The organism is Celeribacter sp. PS-C1 (assembly GCF_019429625.1).
In the GTDB taxonomy this organism is placed as follows: Bacteria; Pseudomonadota; Alphaproteobacteria; order Rhodobacterales; family Rhodobacteraceae; genus Celeribacter.
This window is the reverse complement of record NZ_JAHXRW010000001.1, coordinates 331,870-352,226: the sequence shown is the minus strand read 5'-3', so window position 1 is coordinate 352,226 and position 20,357 is coordinate 331,870. Positions and strand designations below refer to the sequence as shown.

General features: G+C 58.6%; 22 protein-coding genes. 14 read left to right on the top strand and 8 right to left on the bottom strand.

Annotation, left to right across the window (positions count from 1 at the left end; all coding sequences use genetic code 11):
* Positions 1-210 precede the first annotated feature (210 nt).
* The 6 genes from serB to J5Y17_RS01730 all read left to right on the top strand — a co-directional run bounded on the left by serB (position 211) and on the right by J5Y17_RS01730 (position 4,605).
* Positions 211-1,089, top strand: coding sequence for a phosphoserine phosphatase SerB (gene serB / locus J5Y17_RS01755; RefSeq protein ID WP_219783472.1), 879 nt, complete (start codon positions 211-213; stop codon positions 1,087-1,089).
* A gap of 7 nt (positions 1,090-1,096) precedes the next feature.
* Positions 1,097-1,855 carry a TSUP family transporter gene (locus J5Y17_RS01750; protein ID WP_219783642.1) on the top strand — a complete coding sequence of 253 codons (759 nt, stop codon included), beginning with the start codon at positions 1,097-1,099 and terminating at the stop codon, positions 1,853-1,855.
* Between the two features lie 239 nt (positions 1,856-2,094).
* Complete coding sequence (locus J5Y17_RS01745; RefSeq protein WP_219783471.1) at positions 2,095-2,634, top strand: invasion associated locus B family protein; 540 nt, start codon at positions 2,095-2,097, stop codon at positions 2,632-2,634.
* A 114-nt stretch (positions 2,635-2,748) separates the two neighbouring features.
* Entirely contained in the window at positions 2,749-3,936 is a 1,188-nt protein-coding gene (gene rlmN / locus J5Y17_RS01740) for a 23S rRNA (adenine(2503)-C(2))-methyltransferase RlmN (RefSeq protein ID WP_219783470.1), read from the top strand.
* Between the two features lie 35 nt (positions 3,937-3,971).
* Positions 3,972-4,403: a hypothetical protein gene (locus tag J5Y17_RS01735; RefSeq protein ID WP_219783469.1), complete on the top strand. Its 432-nt coding sequence runs from the start codon at positions 3,972-3,974 to the stop codon at positions 4,401-4,403.
* A 13-nt stretch (positions 4,404-4,416) separates the two neighbouring features.
* Entirely contained in the window at positions 4,417-4,605 is a 189-nt protein-coding gene (locus J5Y17_RS01730; protein WP_219783468.1) for a hypothetical protein, read from the top strand.
* Here J5Y17_RS01730 and J5Y17_RS01725 read toward each other — a convergent pair.
* Entirely contained in the window at positions 4,602-5,456 is an 855-nt protein-coding gene (locus J5Y17_RS01725; RefSeq protein WP_219783467.1) for a TIGR00730 family Rossman fold protein, read from the bottom strand. The genes J5Y17_RS01730 and J5Y17_RS01725 overlap by 4 nt on opposite strands.
* A gap of 120 nt (positions 5,457-5,576) precedes the next feature.
* Between J5Y17_RS01725 and dapD the strand changes: the two genes are divergently transcribed.
* A complete protein-coding gene (gene dapD, locus J5Y17_RS01720; RefSeq protein ID WP_219783466.1) occupies positions 5,577-6,404 on the top strand; it encodes a 2,3,4,5-tetrahydropyridine-2,6-dicarboxylate N-succinyltransferase in 828 nt (275 codons plus the stop codon).
* A gap of 86 nt (positions 6,405-6,490) precedes the next feature.
* A complete protein-coding gene (locus J5Y17_RS01715) occupies positions 6,491-6,733 on the top strand; it encodes a GlsB/YeaQ/YmgE family stress response membrane protein (protein ID WP_219783465.1) in 243 nt (80 codons plus the stop codon).
* 18 nt (positions 6,734-6,751) lie between these two features.
* Here the strand turns inward: J5Y17_RS01715 and J5Y17_RS01710 are convergent, their stop codons facing one another.
* On the bottom strand, positions 6,752-7,021 hold the full coding sequence (locus J5Y17_RS01710; RefSeq protein ID WP_219783464.1) for a DUF6525 family protein: 270 nt from the start codon (positions 7,019-7,021) through the stop codon (positions 6,752-6,754).
* On the bottom strand, positions 7,018-8,223 hold the full coding sequence (locus J5Y17_RS01705; protein ID WP_219783463.1) for a GTP-binding protein: 1,206 nt from the start codon (positions 8,221-8,223) through the stop codon (positions 7,018-7,020). The genes J5Y17_RS01710 and J5Y17_RS01705 overlap by 4 nt, the downstream gene beginning before the upstream one ends.
* A gap of 117 nt (positions 8,224-8,340) precedes the next feature.
* On the opposite strand from J5Y17_RS01705, the gene J5Y17_RS01700 reads away from it, so the two are divergent.
* The gene (locus J5Y17_RS01700; RefSeq protein WP_167601017.1) at positions 8,341-8,691 is read left to right on the top strand and encodes a hypothetical protein; all 351 of its coding nucleotides are present in this window, start codon (positions 8,341-8,343) and stop codon (positions 8,689-8,691) included.
* 33 nt (positions 8,692-8,724) lie between these two features.
* Here J5Y17_RS01700 and J5Y17_RS01695 read toward each other — a convergent pair whose 3' ends face one another.
* Positions 8,725-9,777, bottom strand: coding sequence for a transporter substrate-binding domain-containing protein (locus J5Y17_RS01695; protein ID WP_219783462.1), 1,053 nt, complete (start codon positions 9,775-9,777; stop codon positions 8,725-8,727).
* A 174-nt stretch (positions 9,778-9,951) separates the two neighbouring features.
* Between J5Y17_RS01695 and dapE the strand changes: the two genes are divergently transcribed.
* The 5 genes from dapE (at position 9,952) to J5Y17_RS01670 (ending at position 15,776) form a co-directional block, all read left to right on the top strand.
* Positions 9,952-11,097 carry a succinyl-diaminopimelate desuccinylase gene (dapE, locus tag J5Y17_RS01690; protein ID WP_219783461.1) on the top strand — a complete coding sequence of 382 codons (1,146 nt, stop codon included), beginning with the start codon at positions 9,952-9,954 and terminating at the stop codon, positions 11,095-11,097.
* Positions 11,094-11,519, top strand: coding sequence for a GNAT family N-acetyltransferase (locus J5Y17_RS01685; RefSeq protein WP_219783460.1), 426 nt, complete (start codon positions 11,094-11,096; stop codon positions 11,517-11,519). The genes dapE and J5Y17_RS01685 overlap by 4 nt, the downstream gene beginning before the upstream one ends.
* A gap of 17 nt (positions 11,520-11,536) precedes the next feature.
* Entirely contained in the window at positions 11,537-12,106 is a 570-nt protein-coding gene (locus J5Y17_RS01680; RefSeq protein ID WP_219783641.1) for a TIGR04282 family arsenosugar biosynthesis glycosyltransferase, read from the top strand.
* 62 nt (positions 12,107-12,168) lie between these two features.
* The gene (rnr, locus tag J5Y17_RS01675; RefSeq protein ID WP_219783459.1) at positions 12,169-14,424 is read left to right on the top strand and encodes a ribonuclease R; all 2,256 of its coding nucleotides are present in this window, start codon (positions 12,169-12,171) and stop codon (positions 14,422-14,424) included.
* Positions 14,425-14,519: 95 nt separating this feature from the next.
* Positions 14,520-15,776, top strand: coding sequence for a lytic murein transglycosylase (locus tag J5Y17_RS01670; protein ID WP_219783458.1), 1,257 nt, complete (start codon positions 14,520-14,522; stop codon positions 15,774-15,776).
* A 3-nt stretch (positions 15,777-15,779) separates the two neighbouring features.
* On the opposite strand, the gene J5Y17_RS01665 is transcribed toward J5Y17_RS01670, so the two are convergent.
* The 4 genes from J5Y17_RS01665 to gpmI form a co-directional block, all read right to left on the bottom strand.
* A complete protein-coding gene (locus tag J5Y17_RS01665; protein ID WP_219783457.1) occupies positions 15,780-16,259 on the bottom strand; it encodes an RNA pyrophosphohydrolase in 480 nt (159 codons plus the stop codon).
* Between the two features lie 66 nt (positions 16,260-16,325).
* Positions 16,326-17,651, bottom strand: coding sequence for a S41 family peptidase (locus tag J5Y17_RS01660; RefSeq protein ID WP_219783456.1), 1,326 nt, complete (start codon positions 17,649-17,651; stop codon positions 16,326-16,328).
* Between the two features lie 45 nt (positions 17,652-17,696).
* A complete protein-coding gene (locus J5Y17_RS01655; protein WP_219783455.1) occupies positions 17,697-18,818 on the bottom strand; it encodes a murein hydrolase activator EnvC in 1,122 nt (373 codons plus the stop codon).
* The gene (gene gpmI / locus J5Y17_RS01650; RefSeq protein ID WP_219783454.1) at positions 18,815-20,341 is read right to left on the bottom strand and encodes a 2,3-bisphosphoglycerate-independent phosphoglycerate mutase; all 1,527 of its coding nucleotides are present in this window, start codon (positions 20,339-20,341) and stop codon (positions 18,815-18,817) included. Before gpmI ends, J5Y17_RS01655 begins: the two co-directional genes overlap by 4 nt.
* Between the last annotated feature and the right edge of the window lie 16 nt (positions 20,342-20,357).

Sequence of the window (20,357 nt, the reverse complement as noted above, 5' to 3'; positions counted from 1 at the left end):
CCCGCGGATCGAATTAGTGGCTTTCTGAGCGCTCAGCAATATGGATTCGCAAAAATCTGTCGCATTTTTATCCGACATACGTCGCATATGCGCTGGATCGTTTCCGATTGGAAACTTCGGCCTCGCCTCGGAAAACCATCACGACAGGGCCTCATAGCGCTGGAAACCCGGCATTTCATTGCGTAGACAGGCGACAAACGGAGGCCTCCCATGTTCACCTGTATCCTTCTCACCAACCCCGCCGCACCGGCACTCAATCTGACCACCGCCGACGCGCTTCGTTCGGCTTGGGGTGGTGGCGATCTCAAATGGCTGTCGCTTGGCGAGGCCGCGGAGTTCAGCGTGGCCTCTGTGCCGTCGAATCACTGGGATGTCTGGGAAGGTCTGCAAACGCAGGGCATCGATCTGATCGTCGTGCCGACCGAGGGGCGCCGCAAAAAGATGCTCTTGGCCGATATGGATTCGACCATGATCCAGCAAGAATGCATCGACGAGCTGGCGGATGTCGCAGGTGTCGGTGAGCGGGTCAAGGAGATCACCGCGAAGGCGATGAACGGCGAGCTGGATTTCGAAGGCGCACTGACCGAACGCGTCGGGCTTTTGAAAGGTCTGCCAGAAAGCGTCATTCAAAAGGTCATCGACGAACGCATCACCTTCATGCCCGGCGGCAAGGAGCTACTCGCCACCATGAAGCGTGACGGCGCCTATTGCGCGCTGGTGTCTGGCGGCTTTACGGCCTTCACCGGCTATGTCGCAGAGGCGCTTGGGTTCGACGAGAACCGCGCCAACACCTTGCTAGTCGAGAATGGTGAGCTGGTCGGCAAACCGGGCCTGCCGATCCTCGGACGTGAGGCCAAGGTCGCCGCGCTCGAAGAGATCACCGCGCGGCTCGGTTTGACGCACTCGGATGTGATGGCCGTAGGTGACGGCGCGAATGACCTTGGCATGCTGAAACTGGCGGGCGCGGGTGTGGCGCTTCATGCCAAACCTTCTGTCGCTGCCGAATGTGAGATTCGGATCAATCACGGCGATCTTTCTGCGCTCCTGTTCGTTCAGGGCTACGCGCGGTCCGATTTCGCCAGTGTTTGATTTTACTGTGTTTGAGGTCTCGCTCGATCTCCTGCTGATCCTCATGGCGGCCGGGTTCATCGCCGGTTTTGTTGACAGCATCGCAGGCGGCGGTGGCTTGATCACCGTGCCTGTCCTCATGCTCGCGGGCATTCCGCCGGTTCAGGCGCTGGCGACGAACAAAGTCCAAGGCCTCTTTGGCGCTGGCATGGCCGCGATCAATTACGCGCGCGCCGGGCACGTCGATCTGCGCAAACAGACCGGCCCCGCGGCGCTGTCCTTCGCGGGCGCAATGCTCGGCGCACTTTTGGCAAGCTCGCTCCCTACCGATGTGATCCGCCTCGGCCTGCCCGTCCTTTTGATTGCCATCGCGCTGTTCTTTGCCTTCAAACCCGGCCTCAACGATATGGACCGGACCCAGCGCATCACACCTCTTTTGTTTGCCTCTACCTTCGTGCCGTTCATCGGGTTTTATGATGGGCTTGTCGGGCCGGGTACGGGTGCGTTTTTCATGTTGGGTTTCGTCAGCCTTGCGGGCTACGGAATCCTCAAGGCCACGGCTCACACGAAACTTTTGAACTTCGCCTCGAACATCGGCGGGCTGGCGGGATTTGTACTTGTGGCCAAGCCTTTGTGGATGCTCGGCCTTGCCATGGGCGTGGCCCAGATCGCAGGCGCCTATGTGGGGTCCACACTCGCCACGAAAGTCGGGGCAAAGCTGATCAAACCCGTGTTGGTGATCGCCTCAACGGCCCTGGCGCTCAAACTCATTTCCGAGTGGTTCTGAGTATTTTCGGCAACAAAGAAAACCCGCACAATCGCATTGGTTTTGACGGCTTTTCACGTTTCAGCGAATTTCTGCCAAGGGTCTTTCCCAAATCGGCGGAATTGCGTTACTGTGCCCGCAGATGATGGAATTTGGCCTGACCCCTTCTCGAAACCGCGGCTATAGACAGCGGAAGATGTGGTCAAGACAGGCCTGAAATGGTCGCAATCGACCGAAAGTTGAGAGGCAGCGAGAGTTCAATGAGATTTTTCGTGAAACAGACCCTGTTCGCAACGACCCTGCTGGGTCTAGCAGGTCCGGCATTCGCGCAGGAAAGCACCAATCAGGTCGGCTCAAACACCGATTGGTATGTCTATGAAGAAAGCCAGCCGAACAAGACCTGCTGGGCGGTTTCGGTGCCGAAAGAGACGCTGAACACCGACAGTTCGGGTCGTCCGAAATCGGTGACGCGCTCTGAGATTTTGCTCTTCGTGACCTATGGTCCGGGCAATGGCGTCAACGGTCAGGTGTCTTTCCTGGGCGGCTATCCGTTCGAGCCGGGCTCCAACGTGACGATGGAAATCGGCGGTTCGGAATTCACACTGTTCACCAACTCGGACGACGAGACCGCTTGGGCCGTCACGCCCGAGGATGACGCCAAAATCATCGCAGCGATGAAGCGCGGCGCCACGGCGACGCTGACCGGCAACTCCTCGCGCGGCACGATCACTAAAGACACCTTCTCGCTTCTGGGCTTTACCGCCTCTGTCGAAGAGGCCGCAAACCGCTGCGGCAAGTAAACATTGCCGAAGATGTGAGGTCAGGCCCTGCTGTCGCGGGGCCTTTTCTTATGGCTTTCCAGCGGGGAATCCTGTAGGGGAGCCGCTTAATCACCGTTACTGATGAGACCCGCCATGGAACCCAGCGCACCGATCACGCAGGATGTTATGACCTTTCCGCGCAAGGAAACGCCCTCTGACAAGATCAATCTTGTCGGGCTGACGCGTGATGCGCTGCGGCAGGTGTTGATCGAAAACGGCACACCAGAGAAACAGGCAAAGATGCGCGCTGGCCAGATCTGGCAGTGGATCTACCAATGGGGCGAACGCGATTTCGCGGAGATGACCAACCTTGCCAAGGGCTATCGCGCCGAGCTGTCCGAAAAGTTCGAAGTGCGTGTGCCGGAGGTTGTTTCGAAACAGGTCTCAGAGGATGGCACCCGCAAATACCTCGTCCGCATCGATGGCGGACATGAGGTTGAGGTGGTCTACATCCCCGAAGAAGGCCGCGGCACGCTTTGTGTATCGTCGCAGGTGGGCTGCACCCTGACATGTTCCTTCTGTCACACCGGCACGCAGAAACTGGTGCGCAACCTCACCGCCGCCGAGATCGTCGGCCAGGTAATGATGGCGCGAGACGATCTGGACGAATGGCCGGAAAAGGGCGCACCCAAAGATGAGACGCGGCTGTTGTCCAACATCGTGCTGATGGGGATGGGCGAGCCTCTGTACAATTTCGAGAACGTCCGCGATGCAATGAAGATCGTGATGGATGGCGAAGGCATCGCTTTGGGGCGTCGGCGCATCACGCTGTCGACCTCTGGCGTCGTTCCGGAAATTCACCGCACGGCTCAAGAGATCGGTTGTCTGCTGGCCGTGTCCTTCCATGCGACCACCGACGAGACCCGCGACGTTCTGGTGCCGATCAACAAGAAGTGGAACATCGAGAAGCTCTTGGAGGCACTGCGCGAATATCCCAAGGCGACGAACTCCGAACGCATCACCTTTGAATATGTGATGCTCAAGGATGTGAACGACACGGATGAGGATGCGCACCGTCTTGTGAAACTTCTGGACGGCATTCCGGCCAAGGTGAACCTCATTCCATTTAACGAATGGCCCGGTGCACCCTATCAACGGTCGTCGAACAACCGCATTCGCGCCTTTGCGACGATCCTGATGCAGGCGGGTTACGCGTCTCCGATCCGAACGCCGCGGGGCGAGGACATCATGGCGGCCTGTGGCCAGCTCAAATCCGCGACCGAGCGCGCCCGCAAATCGCGCCGTCAGATTGAGGCAGAGGCGGGCATTCAGGCGCCGTAACCTCATCTTAACCATGCCCGAGTGATCATTCGGGCATGGACTGGATAACAATCAGATTCGAAGACGACCTTGGAACCCGCATCGAGCGGGCGGCGACCCTTGCAGGTCTGCCGATCGGGGCGTTCATTCGCGACAGGCTCGACGAGGCCGTGCGCCCACTTGAGGGGTCTTTTGGCTACAAAGGCCCCCGCAAACCCCATGCGTTGCAGGCCTATCTGGCTCATGACTTCGCCTACGCGACCAGCTGGACGGACCTACAAGAAACCCTGCGCGCCAAGGGTTATGAACTTGCAGAACGGGGCGGCGGTTTGATCCTTCAAACCGTTGAGGGCGATCGGTTGTGCAAGGCCTCCGAACTTGGCCATCCCTATTCCGCTCTGATGAAACGCTTTGGCACACCCTTTCCCGACCACGCGCATCATCATCTCGTCACGCGTTATCTGGCGCAAAAGCCCCTTCCCTTCTGATCCGAGGCAACCAATGGAAAAGCTCACACTGCTTCTGCCCAAAACCACTGTCGAAATGATACACCTTTTGGCCAGGACCGAAGGCCAGACCATCGGCGCCATCATCCAAGAAATGGCACTGGATCGTTACATGCAGCAGATGATGTCACCTCAACGCACCTTTAAACCGCCTACTCCCGCCTCAAAGGTGCAAGAAGCTTAAGATGAGCGCCCGTCAATCTCCTCACGTGGGCCCTGGTTTGGCCAGTCATCAATCGCTCGCACCGCCTCGTCAGCCGTCTCCACGAATTTGAACAGTTCGAGATCCGTCGGAGCGATCGTCCCCGCTTCGGCCAGAGCCTCCCAATTGATGATGTTTTGCCAAAACTCTTTGCCGAACAAAAGAAACGGCACGCGCCGCATCCGCCCCGTTTGAATCAACGTCAGGCTTTCGAACATCTCATCGAGCGTGCCAAAGCCGCCGGGGAACACCACGATGGCCTTCGCCCGCATCAGGAAATGCATCTTGCGGATGGCGAAATAATGAAAATTGAAACACAACTCCGGCGTGACATATTCATTCGGCGCCTGCTCATGCGGCAAAACGATGTTGAGGCCGATGGAAATCCCGCCGGCATCCTGCGCGCCTCGATTTCCCGCCTCCATCACACCGGGTCCACCGCCGGTGACGATGATGTTGTCTTTATGCCCGTTGTTACGCGCCGTCATGATCCGGGAAAATTCGCGCGCCTCATCGTAGTATTTCGACAGCTCGGCCAAAGTCTTGGTCTTCGCCTTTTCTTTTTTGTCCGGCGCTGGAATGCGGGCGCCGCCGAAGAGCACGATGGTGCTTTCGACCCCGAATTCCTCCATCAAAATCTCAGGCTTCAACAGCTCCAACTGCAAGCGCACCGGCCGCAATTCGTCCCGAAACATGAAATCGCCGTCGGTAAACGCAAGCTTATAGGATGGCGAGCGGGTTTGCGGCGTGTCCGGGATATGTTGCGCCGTATCGCGGTCGATGCGGCTGTCGCGCAACGGGTGGCGGCGGTCGGTTTGTTTCGTCTCGGTCATTGCTGTCCTGCCTTATGTCGTTTTGTCTCGTCGCCTGTGCTCTCTCGCGCGTTGCGCGGAGGTGTTTGAACGACTATAGCCTGCGGGACCATATATTCCACGATGACCTCGGAGACCAACATGTCGAATGCACAGCTCGAAGCCGCCATCGAAGCCGCGTGGGACGCGCGCGATACGATCACCCCTGCAACAGGCGGCGAAACCCGCGAAGCCATTGAAGCCACTCTCAATGCGCTCGACAGCGGCACGCTTCGGGTTGCCGAGAAACAGGACGACGGTAGCTGGCATGTGAACCAATGGGCCAAGAAAGCCGTGCTACTGGGCTTCCGCATCAAGGACATGGAACTGCATGACGGCGGCCCGCAAGGCTCCGGCTGGTGGGACAAGGTCGACAGCAAGTTCAAAGGTTGGGGCACCGCCGAGTTCAAAGAAGCCGGGTTCCGCGCCGTGCCGAACGCCGTGGTCCGCAAATCCGCCTACATCGCGCCGGGCGTCGTGTTGATGCCGTCCTTCGTGAACCTCGGCGCACACGTCGACACCGGCACCATGGTCGACACCTGGGCCACCGTTGGCTCCTGTGCGCAGATCGGCAAGAACGTCCACCTGTCCGGTGGCGTCGGCATCGGCGGCGTGCTTGAACCGATGCAGGCCGGCCCGACCATCATCGAAGACAATTGCTTCATCGGCGCGCGCTCCGAAGTGGTCGAAGGCGTGATCGTCCGCGAAGGCACCGTGCTCGGTATGGGCGTCTTCCTCGGTCAGTCCACCAAGATCGTTGATCGCGAAACCGGCGAAGTTTTCTACGGCGAAGTGCCGCCGTACTCCGTCGTCGTCGCGGGCACCATGCCGTCGAAGAACGGTGTGAACCTCTACTGCGCGGTGATCGTGAAGCGTGTGGACGCCAAGACCCGTTCCAAAACCGGGATCAACGAGCTACTGCGCGACTGATTTTCGGTGACATGATTTACGGGCGTCGAAGGGGGAACCTTTCGGCGCCCGTTTTCGTTGAAAGATGTACCGAAAAGGAGTGGACCATGGGACTTGGACTTATCGCATCGATCATCGTTGGCGGGCTTGCGGGCTGGATTGCCAGCAGCTTCATGAAGGCAGACACAGGGATTCTCGCGAATATTCTGTTGGGGATCGCGGGCGCCTTTGTGCTGAACCTGATCCTGTCGCTCGTCGGCATTTATGCCGCAAACAGCTGGGTGCCGCAGCTCATTGTCGGAATTTTCGGCGCGAGCCTGTTGATCGGGCTGGCCCGGCGCTTGCGGTAAGCAGCGCCGAAATTTCCTTTACATATGCGGAAAGGTCGCGCCCCAAACCCGGGGCGCGTCATATGTCAGGCGCTTGGCCTCAATCTGCGAGAGATGCGCCAAGGCACGGGTCTCGCACCCGCCGCTTTGCTGCAACGCCTTCGACCAGAGCCTGCGCACGGAGCGTGGCGACCAAGGCAAAGCAGCCTCGGCCAACCATATCCGCAACGTGCGCGGCAGGCGGTCAAACTCTCGCATCGGGTCGCTCGACCGCCTGCGTTTGCGCAGAGACGTTTTGAGATTACTCATGCCACCGCCCGACCCCATTTCGGGAAGGGATCTTTGAGGGTTTGGGCCAGATTGGGGTCGATTTGATCCTCGGGGCCGATCAAAGCGGAATCGAGTTTCGCGCGGATCAGAGCCTCATCCATTCCCGATCCGATAAAGACGATCTCTTGGCGGCGGTCGCCAAATCCATCGACCCAAACCTCGGCAATCTGCGCCCGGCCTTCCGGGTGGTTGGGCCAATATTTCTCCGGCACGGCGGCCCACCAATTGCCCAAAGGCTTAATCGTGCTGAGCGCGCCCGCCATGGAAAATTCCGCCGCCCAGTCAGGACGAGTGGCCATCCAGAAATGGCCTTTGGCACGGATCACCCCTGGCAAATCGCCGTTCAGAACGATCTCAATCGCGGTCGGATCAAAGGGACGGCGCGCACGATAGACGAAGGACGTCACATCGTACTCATCGGTTTCCGGAACGTGATTGGCGAAGCCGTAAAGCTCCTTGGCCCAAAGCGGATGCTCATGCGCGTGGTCGAAATCAAAGAGACCGGTGCCGAGAACCTCCTCGGTGGCGACCTCAGAGAAATCTGCTTCGATCACCTTGGCGTCGGGGTTCAACGCAGCGACGATCTTGCGCGCGGCGAGAACCTTGTCAGGACCGGCATCCGTGATCTTGTTCAGAATGATCACATCGGCAAATTCGATTTGATCGACCAGCAGATCGACGATGCGACGCTGATCGCCCTCGCCCGCCACCTCGCCGCGATCTTCGAGAAAATCGTGGCTGGAATAGTCGTTCAGCATGTTGACCGTATCGACCACCGTCACCATCGTGTCGAGGCGCGCGATGTCATCGAGGCTTTCGCCATGTTCATCCCGGAATTCAAAGGTCGCGGCGACAGGCAGCGGCTCCGCGATGCCGGTCGATTCGATCAGCAGGTAGTCGTATTTGTTCGCTTCGGCGAGCCGACGCACCTCGGTCAAAAGATCATCGCGCAGAGTGCAGCAAATGCAGCCATTGCTCATTTCGACAAGCGTTTCTTCGGTCCGCGACAGATCAGCTCCGCCCTGACGCACGAGATCGGCGTCGATGTTCACTTCGGACATATCGTTGACGATCACCGCCACACGCAGTCCGGCGCGATTGTTCAGGAGGCGATTGAGCAAAGTGGTTTTCCCGGAGCCGAGAAAGCCGGAAAGGACAGTGACGGGCAAGCGTTCGGACATAGGTAAGTTCCTTCGTGGAGAGACGGGGGTGAGTTTTAGATATGTAATAACATAACGTCAATCCCGTATGAAAAGCCCCCGCTTGACTTTTGCCCGCGCCCTCCGCAAAGGAGAGGCATGTCGAAAGCATCCAAACCCTCCCGCCAAAAAGTCTACACGCTCCTGGTCGAGATCGGCCGCAAGGAGGGCGATGGCCTGCCCAAAGGCGCCACGGGCGGAGCGTTGATGATCTATGCCTCAGGCGTGGACGAGGCCGAAGCCGTCCGGGAAACCGTCGCAATCCTGAAGCAGGCCGATGTCGCGCCGCTGGATGTCACGGGCTACGGCACGCTCGAAGAGCGGCTCGAAGAGGGCCACGAGATTTCCGATGAGGAAAAAGAGCTGATGCAGCGTGCGCTTGACGAGAACTCGGTGATCGTCGCCCAGATGACGCCGTTCTTCGAAGACGACACCGGCACACGGCACTAAGGCACCAAAGTATCTTTTGCGCTGGATCGGAGCCTATTTGGCTCCGAACCATTTTCGATAAATCGTGTTATACGTCCCGTTCTCGCGAAGCTTCAACAGGCTGTGGTTGATCTGATCGGCATAGGGAGAGCTGGTCGGCAAAGCGATGCCGTAGTTTTCCGGCAGGAAAATCGGCCCGACCATGCGCCCAACGCCACGCCCTTCATGGTTCACATAATAGGCCAGAATGGGCGCGTCGAAGACAACGGCGTCGATATCGCCACCTTCGAAAGCTTCAATCAACTCCCTCGGATTCGAATAGTCCGCGAAACTGAGATCCCGACGTAGGAGGAACTCGGCAGCCGTAGAATTTGCGACGGTGCCAATGGATTTTCCATAGAGATCACCAATGCCGGACACGTTCGACTGAATCGCCTCCACCGTCAGAACCGCCGTGATGCGCGCAACAAAAACGGAGACCAGAAACAGGGACGAAATCACCAGAAACACCCCGAATACGCGCCCGAGAGGCGAGCGCGGCTGACGCTCCTCAAAGCCGCCATTCACGACGAGGTTCAACGCCCACCAAAAAGCCGGGAACATCGCCTTGCGCGCGGGCATATTGAAATACTCTTGGTGATGTTTTTCGAAATACCACATCAACATGCCGCCGCCGAACAACAGGGCGAAGGCACCCGCAATGTACAAAAGCATGTCCTTCGACAGAATCGCGGACCAGATCGTCACCTCTCCACCATCGGCCCGCGTCATGATCTGGAGCCCGGCCTCGAAAATCGGTTGCGTGAAGTCCATCACCAACTCGCGGTTGGAGGTGATCGAGATATTCGCAATGGCGGCCTCGGCCTCACCTGTCTCGATCGCACCCAGCATCTCGGCGAAACTGTCAACGCGCGAGACGGTATAGGTCCACCCCAGATCCTCGGCCAAGGCCTCCCAAAGCTCCATGGAGAATCCGGTTTGTTCCCCATCGATTTCCATAGAAAACGGGACACGCGTCACGGTCATGACCCGGTGTTCCTGAGCTTGGGCCATCAGCGGACCAAATAGCACAAAGAGCGTCGCAAAAACGCGAAGGACGTGTTTCATGGAATTTCCTCATCTCTGTGCGCATATGGCATAGGCTTTGGGCAGCTTTCAATCATCGATCCTAAGAGCGCGTTGGTTCAACGGCGATTGTCACAACTACAACACAAGCTTCGCATTGCTCCTCGACGCGTGCCTCGGTAACTCTACAGGGCAACACTGCCCAAAGGACGCCTCATGCCCCTAGATCCCGTCGAGTTGACCTCCGCTCTCATCCGCTGCCCAAGCGTGACGCCAATCGAAGGCGGCGCTCTGGAATTGCTTGATAAAACACTCACAGAAGCCGGATTTGACTGCGTTCGGGTCGATCGCAACGGCACACCGAACCTCTTTGCGCGCTGGGGCGATAAGGCCGCACCTCGGACTCTTGGCTTTAATGGTCACACCGACGTGGTTCCGATTGGAGACGAAGCGGCCTGGACCTGTGATCCCTTCGGCGGCGAGATCAAAGACGGCAAACTTTGGGGCCGAGGCGCTACGGATATGAAGTCCGGCGTCGCCGCTTTCGTAGCCGCCGCCTGTGATTATGCGACCCAAAGCCAGCCGAAAGAGACCGCAATCATTATCACCATCACAGGTGACGAAGAAGGCGATGCGACCGACGGCACCACGGCGCTTTTGGATTACATGGACACGGCGGGTGAGGTGATGAGCGATTGTATTGTCGGCGAACCCACCTGCCCCAACACCATGGGTGAGATGATGAAGATCGGACGACGGGGGTCTATCACCGGCTATTTCACCGCCCGCGGCACACAGGGGCACGTCGCTTACCCGCAGCAGACCAACAATCCAGTGCCTGCTCTGGCAAGTCTCATGGCCGAACTTTCAGCGCATAGCCTCGATCAGGGCACCGAACATTTCGATCCCTCCAACCTAGAAGTCACCACTTTTGATGTCGGCAACGCCGCGACCAATGTCGTGCCCGCTCAGGCCCAAGCGACGGTCAACATCCGCTTTAACGATGCGCACAGTGGTGCCTCACTGAGTGATTGGATGCGCGCGAAAGCCAAAGTCACCGCTGAACGCACCGGCATCGACATCGACGTGCGTTTCCAGATTTCCGGTGAAAGTTTTTTGACCCCGCCGGGTCCATTCGTCGATCTGGTCGCGGGCGCCGTTGCCAAGGAAACGGGCGTCACCCCTATTCTTTCCACAACCGGTGGCACATCTGATGCGCGTTTCGTCAAAAACCACTGTCCGGTGGTCGAATTCGGACTGGTCGGCAAGACCATGCATAAAGTCGATGAGCATGTGGAAGTGGAACACATCCATGCGCTCAAAAACGTCTATTCCCGCCTGATTAGAGACTATTTCGCATGACAATCACCATCTCCAAGACTGACGATTTCCAAGCCTGCCTCGCCCTCAGAATGACCGTCTTCGTCGAAGAGCAAAAGGTCCCTGTGGAGGACGAACTCGATGATCTGGATCCTGTTTCCACGCATTTTCTCGCCTCTGATGCAAAAGGGACGCCCGTCGGCACCGCCCGCACCTATGAGCTTGGCGAGATCGGTAAAATCGGCCGGGTTTGTGTAGAAAAATCGCAACGCGGTACGGGCCTTGGCGCACGGTTGATCGAGGCCTGCCTCGAAGACCTTCGACAACGCCCTCATCTGACGCAGGCCAAACTCGGAGCACAGACCCATGCCATCGGGTTTTATGAACGGTTCGGGTTTCACGTCATCGGCGAGGAATATCTCGACGGCGGCATCCCGCATCGGGACATGGTCTTAGACTTTTGAAACCTTGCCTGATCGTCATGGTGAAAGAGCCGCGCGCAGGTCGGGTGAAAACCCGTCTTGCGCGGGATTTGGGTCTCATTCGTGCAACCTGGTGGTATCGACATCAGGCCTTAAAAACACTTCGCACCCTAAACGATCCGCGCTGGGATACTGTCCTCGCCGTCGCACCGGATCGGGAGGGGGTACAAAGTGCCTTCTGGCCGAGGCACCTTCCCCGCATTCCACAAGGGACCGGCGACCTTGGCCAGCGAATGTCTAGGGTCATGCGCCAGATCGGGCCACGTCCGACCTGCCTCATCGGCTCCGATATACCCGGCATCGAGAAAAGCCACATCGTTTCCGCCTTCGCGTCATTGGGCACGCATTCCGCCTGTATCGGTCCCGCGACGGATGGCGGATACTGGCTTATCGGTCTACGTCATCCCACGCGTCAGCCCGCAGGCTTTCTGGGCAAAGTGCGTTGGTCGACGCAATGGGCCAAAGCCGATACCATCGCCTCTGCGAAATCCTTGAATTGGGCCGAGTTAGAGACGCTTTCGGACATCGATACCGGCGCGGATTATGCGCGCTGGCAGGCAAGGATATGAAATCCTAGCGACAGCATGCTTTGTCAGTGGTGAGGCGCATCGGCTCATGGTAGAATCACCCTATGAGCAGGATCCCGACAAAGGACGAAATCCTCCAATGGATTTCCGACAACCCGACCCAAACCGCAAAACGCGATATTGCCAAGGCTTTCGGCATCAAAGGCGCAGCGCGGATCGATTTGAAACGCGTTCTCAAGGAACTTGAGGACGAGGGGCACCTTCGCAAACAGCGCAAGACGTATCGCGACCCCGATAAGTTGCCGCCCGTCTCCGTGCTCTCCGTCTTGGCGCCGGATCGCGATGGCGATTTGTTCGCGCGACCGCTGGAGTGGGCCGGTGACGGCCCGGAGCCCCGCGTCTTGATGTCTCTTCGAGAGAGTGATCCCGCACTTGGAGAGGGTGAACGCATCCTTGCCAAACTTCAGGAAGTCAAAGGCGAAGATCATCAATATGTCGCGCGCCTGATCCGCAAAATAGGCTCTAATCCACGTAAAATCCTTGGGATTTACCGCAAAGGTGCCGAAGGTGGCCGCGTTGTCCCCATCGATAAAGGCAGTGACAAAGACTTCCTTGTGCGCGCTGGCAACGATTACGGCGCCAAAGACGGAGAGTTGGTTGAGGCCGAACAGGCCGGTCCCAAAAACCGTATGGGCCTGCCGCAAGCGCGGATCATCACGCGTCTCGGCGACCCGTCTGAGCCCAAGGCCGTGTCGCTCATCGCGATCCATCAACATGGTATCCCGGATGATTTCCCGGACGATGTTATCGCAGAGGCAGACAAGGCAAAGCCTGCGGGCTTGAAGGGGCGCGAAGACCTTCGCGACCTGCCGCTTGTGACCATCGACCCGGCGGATGCCCGCGATCACGATGATGCGGTTTGGGCCGAGTTCGACCCTGACCCCAAGAATGAAGGCGGCTTTATCCTCTGGGTCGCCATTGCCGATGTGGCTCATTATGTGACGCCCGGATCGGCACTGGACCGCGAGGCCTGGAACCGGGGCAACTCGACCTATTTCCCGGACCGCGTCGTGCCGATGCTGCCGGATCGCCTATCTGGCGATCTCTGTTCGCTTCACGAGGGCGTGCCGCGCGCCTGTCTTGCCGTGCGTATGGTAATCGATGCGGATGGCAAAAAACTCTCGCATCGTTTTCTGCGCGGCTTGATGAAATCCGCGGCCTCTCTGAACTACGCCGAAGTTCAGGCCGCGCGCGACGGTCAGATCAACGAAGCCTGCGGTCCACTGATGGACGAGGTGATCACGCCACTGTTCGAGGCCTATGAGGCTCTCAAACGCGCACGAAAAGCGCGTCAGCCGCTGGATTTGGATCTTCCAGAACGCAAAATCGTGCTGGGCGAAGATGGTCGCGTGAGTTCTGTGGCTTTGGCCGAACGCTATGATGCGCATAAACTGATCGAAGAGTTCATGGTGCTGGCCAATGTGGCCGCCGCCGAGGAGCTGTTCCACCGCAACCGCCCGCTTTTGTACCGCGTGCACGAAGAGCCCTCAGACGAAAAAATGGATGCGCTGCGCGAGGTGGCCCAGGCCTCCGGGTTTACGCTGGCCAAGGGACAGGTGATCCACACCTCCCACCTCAACAAGCTTTTGGCACAGTCCGAAGGCACCGATCATGACGAGTTGATCAACATCTCGACCCTGCGCTCGATGACACAGGCCTATTACCATCCCGAGAACTACGGGCACTTTGGGCTGGCTTTGCGGTCCTACGCGCATTTCACGTCACCGATCCGGCGCTATGCGGACCTGATCGTGCACCGCGCGCTGATTTCGGCGCACGGTTGGGGTAAGGATGGACTGTCTCCCGAAGAGATCGAAAGGCTCGAATCCACCGCAAAACACATCTCGGAGACCGAACGCCGCTCGATGACGGCGGAACGCGACACGAATGATCGCTACCTCGCCGCCTATCTGAGCGAACGCGTTGGTAACGAGATGACCGGGCATATTTCCGGCATTCAGAAATTCGGCGCTTTCGTCAAACTGGATGAAACAGGCGCCGATGGATTGGTCCCTGTGCGCACCATGGGCGCGGAGTTTTTCCATTTCGATCCCGAAGAACAGACCCTGATGGGCGCTGACACAGGCATCGTGATTTCTATCGGGCAAAAAGTCACCGTCCGGATCGCCGAAGCCGTGCCTGTGACCGGCGGGCTGGAGCTAGAACTTCTGTCCGTCGATGGCGCCATGTTGCCACGCGGCCCGCGTCGCGCCAAAGGCCGGCCAGTGTCCCGTAAATACAACAAGAGCAAAGCCAAAAAGGCCAAGATACAGAAAAAGGTTCAGCGTCGCAGGAAATAAGATCGCAGCGGAAATTCGCCGCCCGCAATTTGCCCGGTTCAAGCTACAGGCCGATTCAGTTTAGCCTGAAATAAAATTAAAATGGAGCAGTCAGCATGCGTTCTCTTGTTCTTGGTGCCGCCGGTATTTTTCTGGGGCTTGGCCTTTCCTCAACGTCGGCGCAAACGTCGGGGCGAGTGATAGAAACCCCACCCCAACTTCCAGGAGCTCAATTGGTGCAAAATGTGGCATCTCAGGCCGGATTCGAGACTTGGATCGCGAATTTCAAACAGCGAGCACGGCGCGAGGGCATTTCCGAAACGGTGCTCAACCAGGCGTTTCGTGGCGTTCAATACAACGCGGATGTGATCGCAAAGGATCGCAAACAATCCGAGTTTACCAAGCAAATTTGGGATTATCTCGACAGCGCCGCCTCCCCTACCCGTGTGTCCAACGGCCAGAAGGCCATGCGCCAACATGCCCGCACATTGGACGCGATCGAACGCCACTATGGCGTCGACAAACATGTCGTGGCCGCAATTTGGGGTCTTGAAAGCGCCTATGGCGAGCATCGTGGCGACATCAACGTGATCGAAGCGATGGCGACGCTGGCCTATGACGGACGGCGAGGGAAATTCTTTGAAGCACAATTGATCGCAGCGCTGAAAATCCTTCAAAAGGGCGACACCCATCCGCGCAACATGAAGGGCAGCTGGGCAGGGGCCATGGGCCACACCCAATTTATTCCGACCTCGTTCGAGGCCTTTGCCGTCGATGGCGATGGCGATGGCAAACGCGACATCTGGTCAAACGACCCGACGGATGCCCTGGCCTCAACAGCCGCCTATCTGGCGCGGCACGGTTGGAACAAAGGTCAGCCGTGGGGGGTCGAAGTGCGCTTGCCGCGTGGGTTCGACTATAGCTCCGCCCGCCGTGACAACATGCGCAGCCCCTCTGATTGGGCCGCTTTGGGCGTGGTTGGGGTCGATGGCAGGGCTGTGCCGAACTATGGCCGCGCTTCTATCCTCTTGCCTGCGGGCTCTGCAGGAGCTGCCTTCATGATCTTCGACAATTTCGCGGTGATCGAGCGGTACAACAAAGCGGATGCCTATGTGATCGGGGTCGGCCACCTGTCGGATCGGCTCAAGGGCGGACCTGCCATACAGGCGTCATGGCCCCGCGGGTATCAGCCGCTGTCCTTCCAGGAAAAGAAACAGATGCAGCGGATTTTGACGCGCAGAGGTTTTCTCGACGACAAAGTGGACGGCATCATCGGCCCGAACACGATCAATGCGATCCGCGCATTTCAGAATTCCATCGGGGTCACCCCCGACGGCTACCCGTCACAGGAATTGCTGAAACATCTGCGTTAATCTTTAAGCAAGGTGGCCGGAGAATTCGGCCACCAATGCCTCATAGATGTCACGCTTGAACGGCACGATATCTGAGACCAATTCAGCTGAATTCGACCATTTCCACTGACCGAACTCCGGGTGATCGGTCTCGATATTGATCGCGGTTTCCGGCCCCGTGAGACGAAGCGCAAACCACAGCTGTTTCTGGCCGCGATATTTGCCCTTCCAGACCTTGCCCAAAAGGTGATCCGGCAAGTCATAGGTCAGCCAATCCGAAGTTTGCGCGACCACTTCGACCTGATCGGCGGTCACCCCGATCTCTTCCCACAATTCTCGCAGAGCCGCTTCTTGCGGCATCTCGCCCGGATCAATCCCGCCCTGCGGCATTTGCCAGGCTCCCGGCGTGTCGATGCGCTCGCCGACAAAGACCTGGCCTTTGTCGTTCAACAGCATGACGCCCACGCAGGGGCGATAGGGAAGCGTAGAGAAATCTGTGCTCATGGGTTTTCTTTGCCTTCAGTAAAAGGGGCGCTCAATGCGCCCCCTTATAAGCTCTGTTATTTGGGATCAGTTGCCGATTTTCGACAGGCCTTTCAAAAGGTCGATCGCATAGGCCAGTTGGAAGTCCTCATCGCGCAGCTTCGCGGCCTCTTCGGCGGCGGCGCGCTCCTCTTCAATCTTGGCACGTTCGTCCTCGGTCAGGCTGTCATTGTCCAGCGCACCGCGCAGATCGGCCTCGGAACGGAACGTCGGCGTGTCCTCCGTCTCTTCGGTGACAGGCTGGCGCGGCGGTTGCTGCACAACGATGTCAGGCGAAATGCCCAACGCCTGAATCGAACGACCCGACGGCGTATAGTAACGCGCCGTGGTCAGACGCATGGCACCATCAGAACGCAGGGGCATGACGGTCTGAACCGAACCCTTGCCAAAAGATTTGGTGCCGACCACAACCGCGCGGTGATGATCCTGAAGCGCGCCGGACACAATCTCGGACGCCGAGGCAGAGCCGCCGTTGATCAGCACGACAATCGGCTTGCCCTCGGCCAGATCGCCCTCGGTGGCGTTCACGCGGGTGCTTTCTTCCGGCGTGCGGCCACGGGTCGAAACGATCTCGCCCTCATCGAGGAAAGCGTCAGAGACCTTGATCGCCTGATCCAAAAGACCGCCCGGGTTGTTGCGCAGATCGACGATGATGCCGTCAACATTATCGATGCCACCCAGTTCTTCGATCCCCTCTTTCAGACCGCTTTCCAAGTTCGGATAGGTCTGGTCGTTAAAGGTGGTGACACGCAGCACAATGGCATGATCTTCGACACGCGAACGCACGGCGGTGAGTTTAATCGTGTCGCGGATGATCGACACATCAAACGGCTCTTCGACGCCTTCGCGCACCACGGTGATGATGATCTCGGAGCCCACCGGCCCGCGCATCAACTCCACGGTTTCATCCAAAGTCATGCCCAGAACGCTTTGACCATCCACGCCAGTGATGAAATCGCCCGCTTCGATCCCGGCGATATCCGCAGGCGTCCCATCCATAGGCGCGACGACTTTGACAAAGCCTTCTTCTTGGGTCACCTCGATGCCAAGACCGCCGAAGGAACCGGAGGTCTGCACACGCATATCCGCAGCGTCCTTCGGCGACAGATAAGACGAGTGCGGATCGAGCGAGGAAAGCATGCCGTCAATGGCCGCCTCGACCAGATCTTCGGCATCGACCTCTTCGACATATTGCGCGCGGATGCGTTCGAACACATCGCCAAACAGGTCGAGCTGCTCATAGACATTCGACGATTTCTCCGCCTCTTGTGCCAGAAGCGGCCCCGCGAACTGGGTCGAGATCAACGTGCCTGCAAGGATGCCGGCCACGCCAGCCATCATGTATTTTTTCATCTCAGTCCTCTCTCACGAACCCACATCTGCAAGTTCTGAATCGTCTCACAGCGGGCCGCCAGCAAACCACCGTTCCGGGTTCACGGGCTGGCCACCCTCTCTTACCTCTATATAAAGCGTCTCCGACAGACTCGCGCCAGTGCCTTGGGTAGCATTTTTAACAAAGTCGTCGAGATCGGGAGCAGCGCCCCCCATGAGACCCACGGCCGTTCCGGCGGGAACAACCGCGCCAACATCACCATAAACCTCATCGAGCCCGGCCAGAATGAGCAATAGGTCATTTCCGGGCTCAAGAATGATCACGTTTCCGTAGTCGAGAAACGGTCCCTTATAGCGCACGGTGGCGGGCCAGGGCGTGGTCACAAGCGACAAGGGCCGCGTCGCCCAAAGCCAGCCGGGGCGTTCCACGCCCGCCGCATCGGCCTCGTTAAAGCCCCGAAGCGGTCGGCCCGGCACGGGCGCGGACCATGTGCCGGGCTCCAGCGCCGGCATAGGCGCGATCCCATCCACCACATCCATCACGGCAAGCCCCGCAGCAAAGGCTTCAAGCGTCTCCGAACTGTCGATCAATGTTTTGATCCGCTCCGGATCGGTTGTGAACCGCCGCGGCAGATCGGTGCGATCCGACATGGCCTGCGACAGATCAGTGCGCGCCTGTTGCACGTCTTGAAGTCCTTGCGACAGGGTCTCCAAAGCCTCGCTCTGCAACTCGCGCAGGATTTGCACCTCTTCGAGGCGAATACGCATTTCTTCGACCTCGGCCTGCACCGACGGCGCGACAGAAGCCACCAACATGCCGGCTCGCGCCTGTCCCAGAGGGCCACTCGGATGCACCAAAGCCTCGGGCGAGGCATCCGGTTTCATACCGATTAGAACCCCCAAAAGCTGAGCATATTGCCCGCTTTCATCGGCGAACTCGCGCGACAACTCGCTCTCGCGCAAAGACACCTGTCTGAGACCCGAACGCATGGCTTCGAGACCATCTTCATAGGCGCGCACGACGCCTGTCAGGGCCTTGACCCGATCCGGTGCAGACTCGGCGGCCTCCAACCTGCTGTGCGCATCGTTGAATTGCGCAACCGCCAGCTCGGCCAGGGCCGCCGGGCTTTCCTGGGCCACGACCGGCGTGGCCAGCACCAAGGCAAAGGCTGCGATCAGGGTCTTCATTTGACGATGAGACTCACACCCGTCATTTCCTTCGGCTGCGGCAATCCCATCAGTTCAAGGATCGTCGGCGCCACATCGGCCAGACGCCCACCATCGCGCAGAGACACGCCTGCGGGCCCGCCGAACAGGATCACCGGAACCGGGTTCGTGGTATGCGCCGTGTGCGGCCCGCCGGTCACCGGATCGACCATGGTCTCGCAATTGCCGTGATCCGCGATCACCAACATCGCGCCGCCGACCTTTTCCAGCTCGGCGACCACCTTGCCCAGACCGTCATCCACCGCCTCACAAGCAGCCATCGCAGCCTCCAGAATGCCGGTATGCCCGACCATATCAGGGTTGGCGAAATTGGTCACAATCAAGTCGTAACCCTCATCAATCGCCCAGACGAATTTCTCCGCCACTTCCGGCTCGCTCATCTCCGGCTGAAGATCATAGGTCGCCACTTTCGGCGATTTCGGCATGAAACGATCTTCGCCCTCCTCCGGCACTTCCTTGCCGCCATTGAGAAAGAAGGTCACATGCGGATATTTCTCGGTCTCGGCTAGGCGGAACTGTTTCAGCCCGTGTTTGGCGACCCATTCCCCCAGCGTGTTCTTGATGTCGCGCGGCGGATAGGCGGTTTGCATATAGGCGTTGTGGCCCGTGGAATATTCCACCATGCCCAAGAGTTCCGAATAGGTCGGACGCGGGCCGGTGTCGAAATCCGCGAACTCCGGCTCACCAATCGCGCGCAGAATCTCGCGCGCCCGGTCGGCCCGGAAATTATTGCAAAAGACCCCATCGCCATCGACGATGCCGTCATAATCCCCAATCACGGTGGCTTTCACGAATTCGTCCGTGTCACCGCGCGCGTAGGAGTTTTCCACAGCCTCAAGCGCCGTCGCAGCGCGTTCCACGCCGATGCCTTTGACGATGGCCTCATAGGCCTGAGACACCCGCTCCCAGCGGTTGTCTCGATCCATCGCGTAATAGCGCCCGATCACAGTGCCGATGGTCGCAAACTCCGGCAGACGTTTTTCAAACTCCGCCATGAACTTGACTGCGGATTGCGGCGCCACGTCACGCCCGTCGGTGATCGCATGAATCACAACCGGCACACCGAGATCGGTGATCGCCTGCGCGGCGGCCAGCGTATGCTCGATATGGCCATGCACGCCACCGTCGGAAATCACACCCATGAGATGCGCTGTGCCACCCGCCTCTTTGACGGTCTTGGCAAAGCGCACAATCGCCTCGTTTTTAAAGAAAGAGCCGTCTTCAATGGCTAGGTCAATCTGACCCAAATCCATCGCAACAACTCGACCCGCACCGATGTTGGTATGCCCCACTTCGGAGTTGCCCATCTGCCCGGTCGGCAGCCCCACATCCGGCCCGAAGGTGATCAGTGTATTGTTCGGACACTCCGCCATCAGCCGATCAAAATTCGGCGTCTTCGCCAGAACCGGCGCGTTGGCCTCGGGCGTCGGGCCAACGCCCCAACCATCGAGAATGCAAAGAACAACGGGTTTCGGCGCGGCCATAGCGGGCTCCTTTACA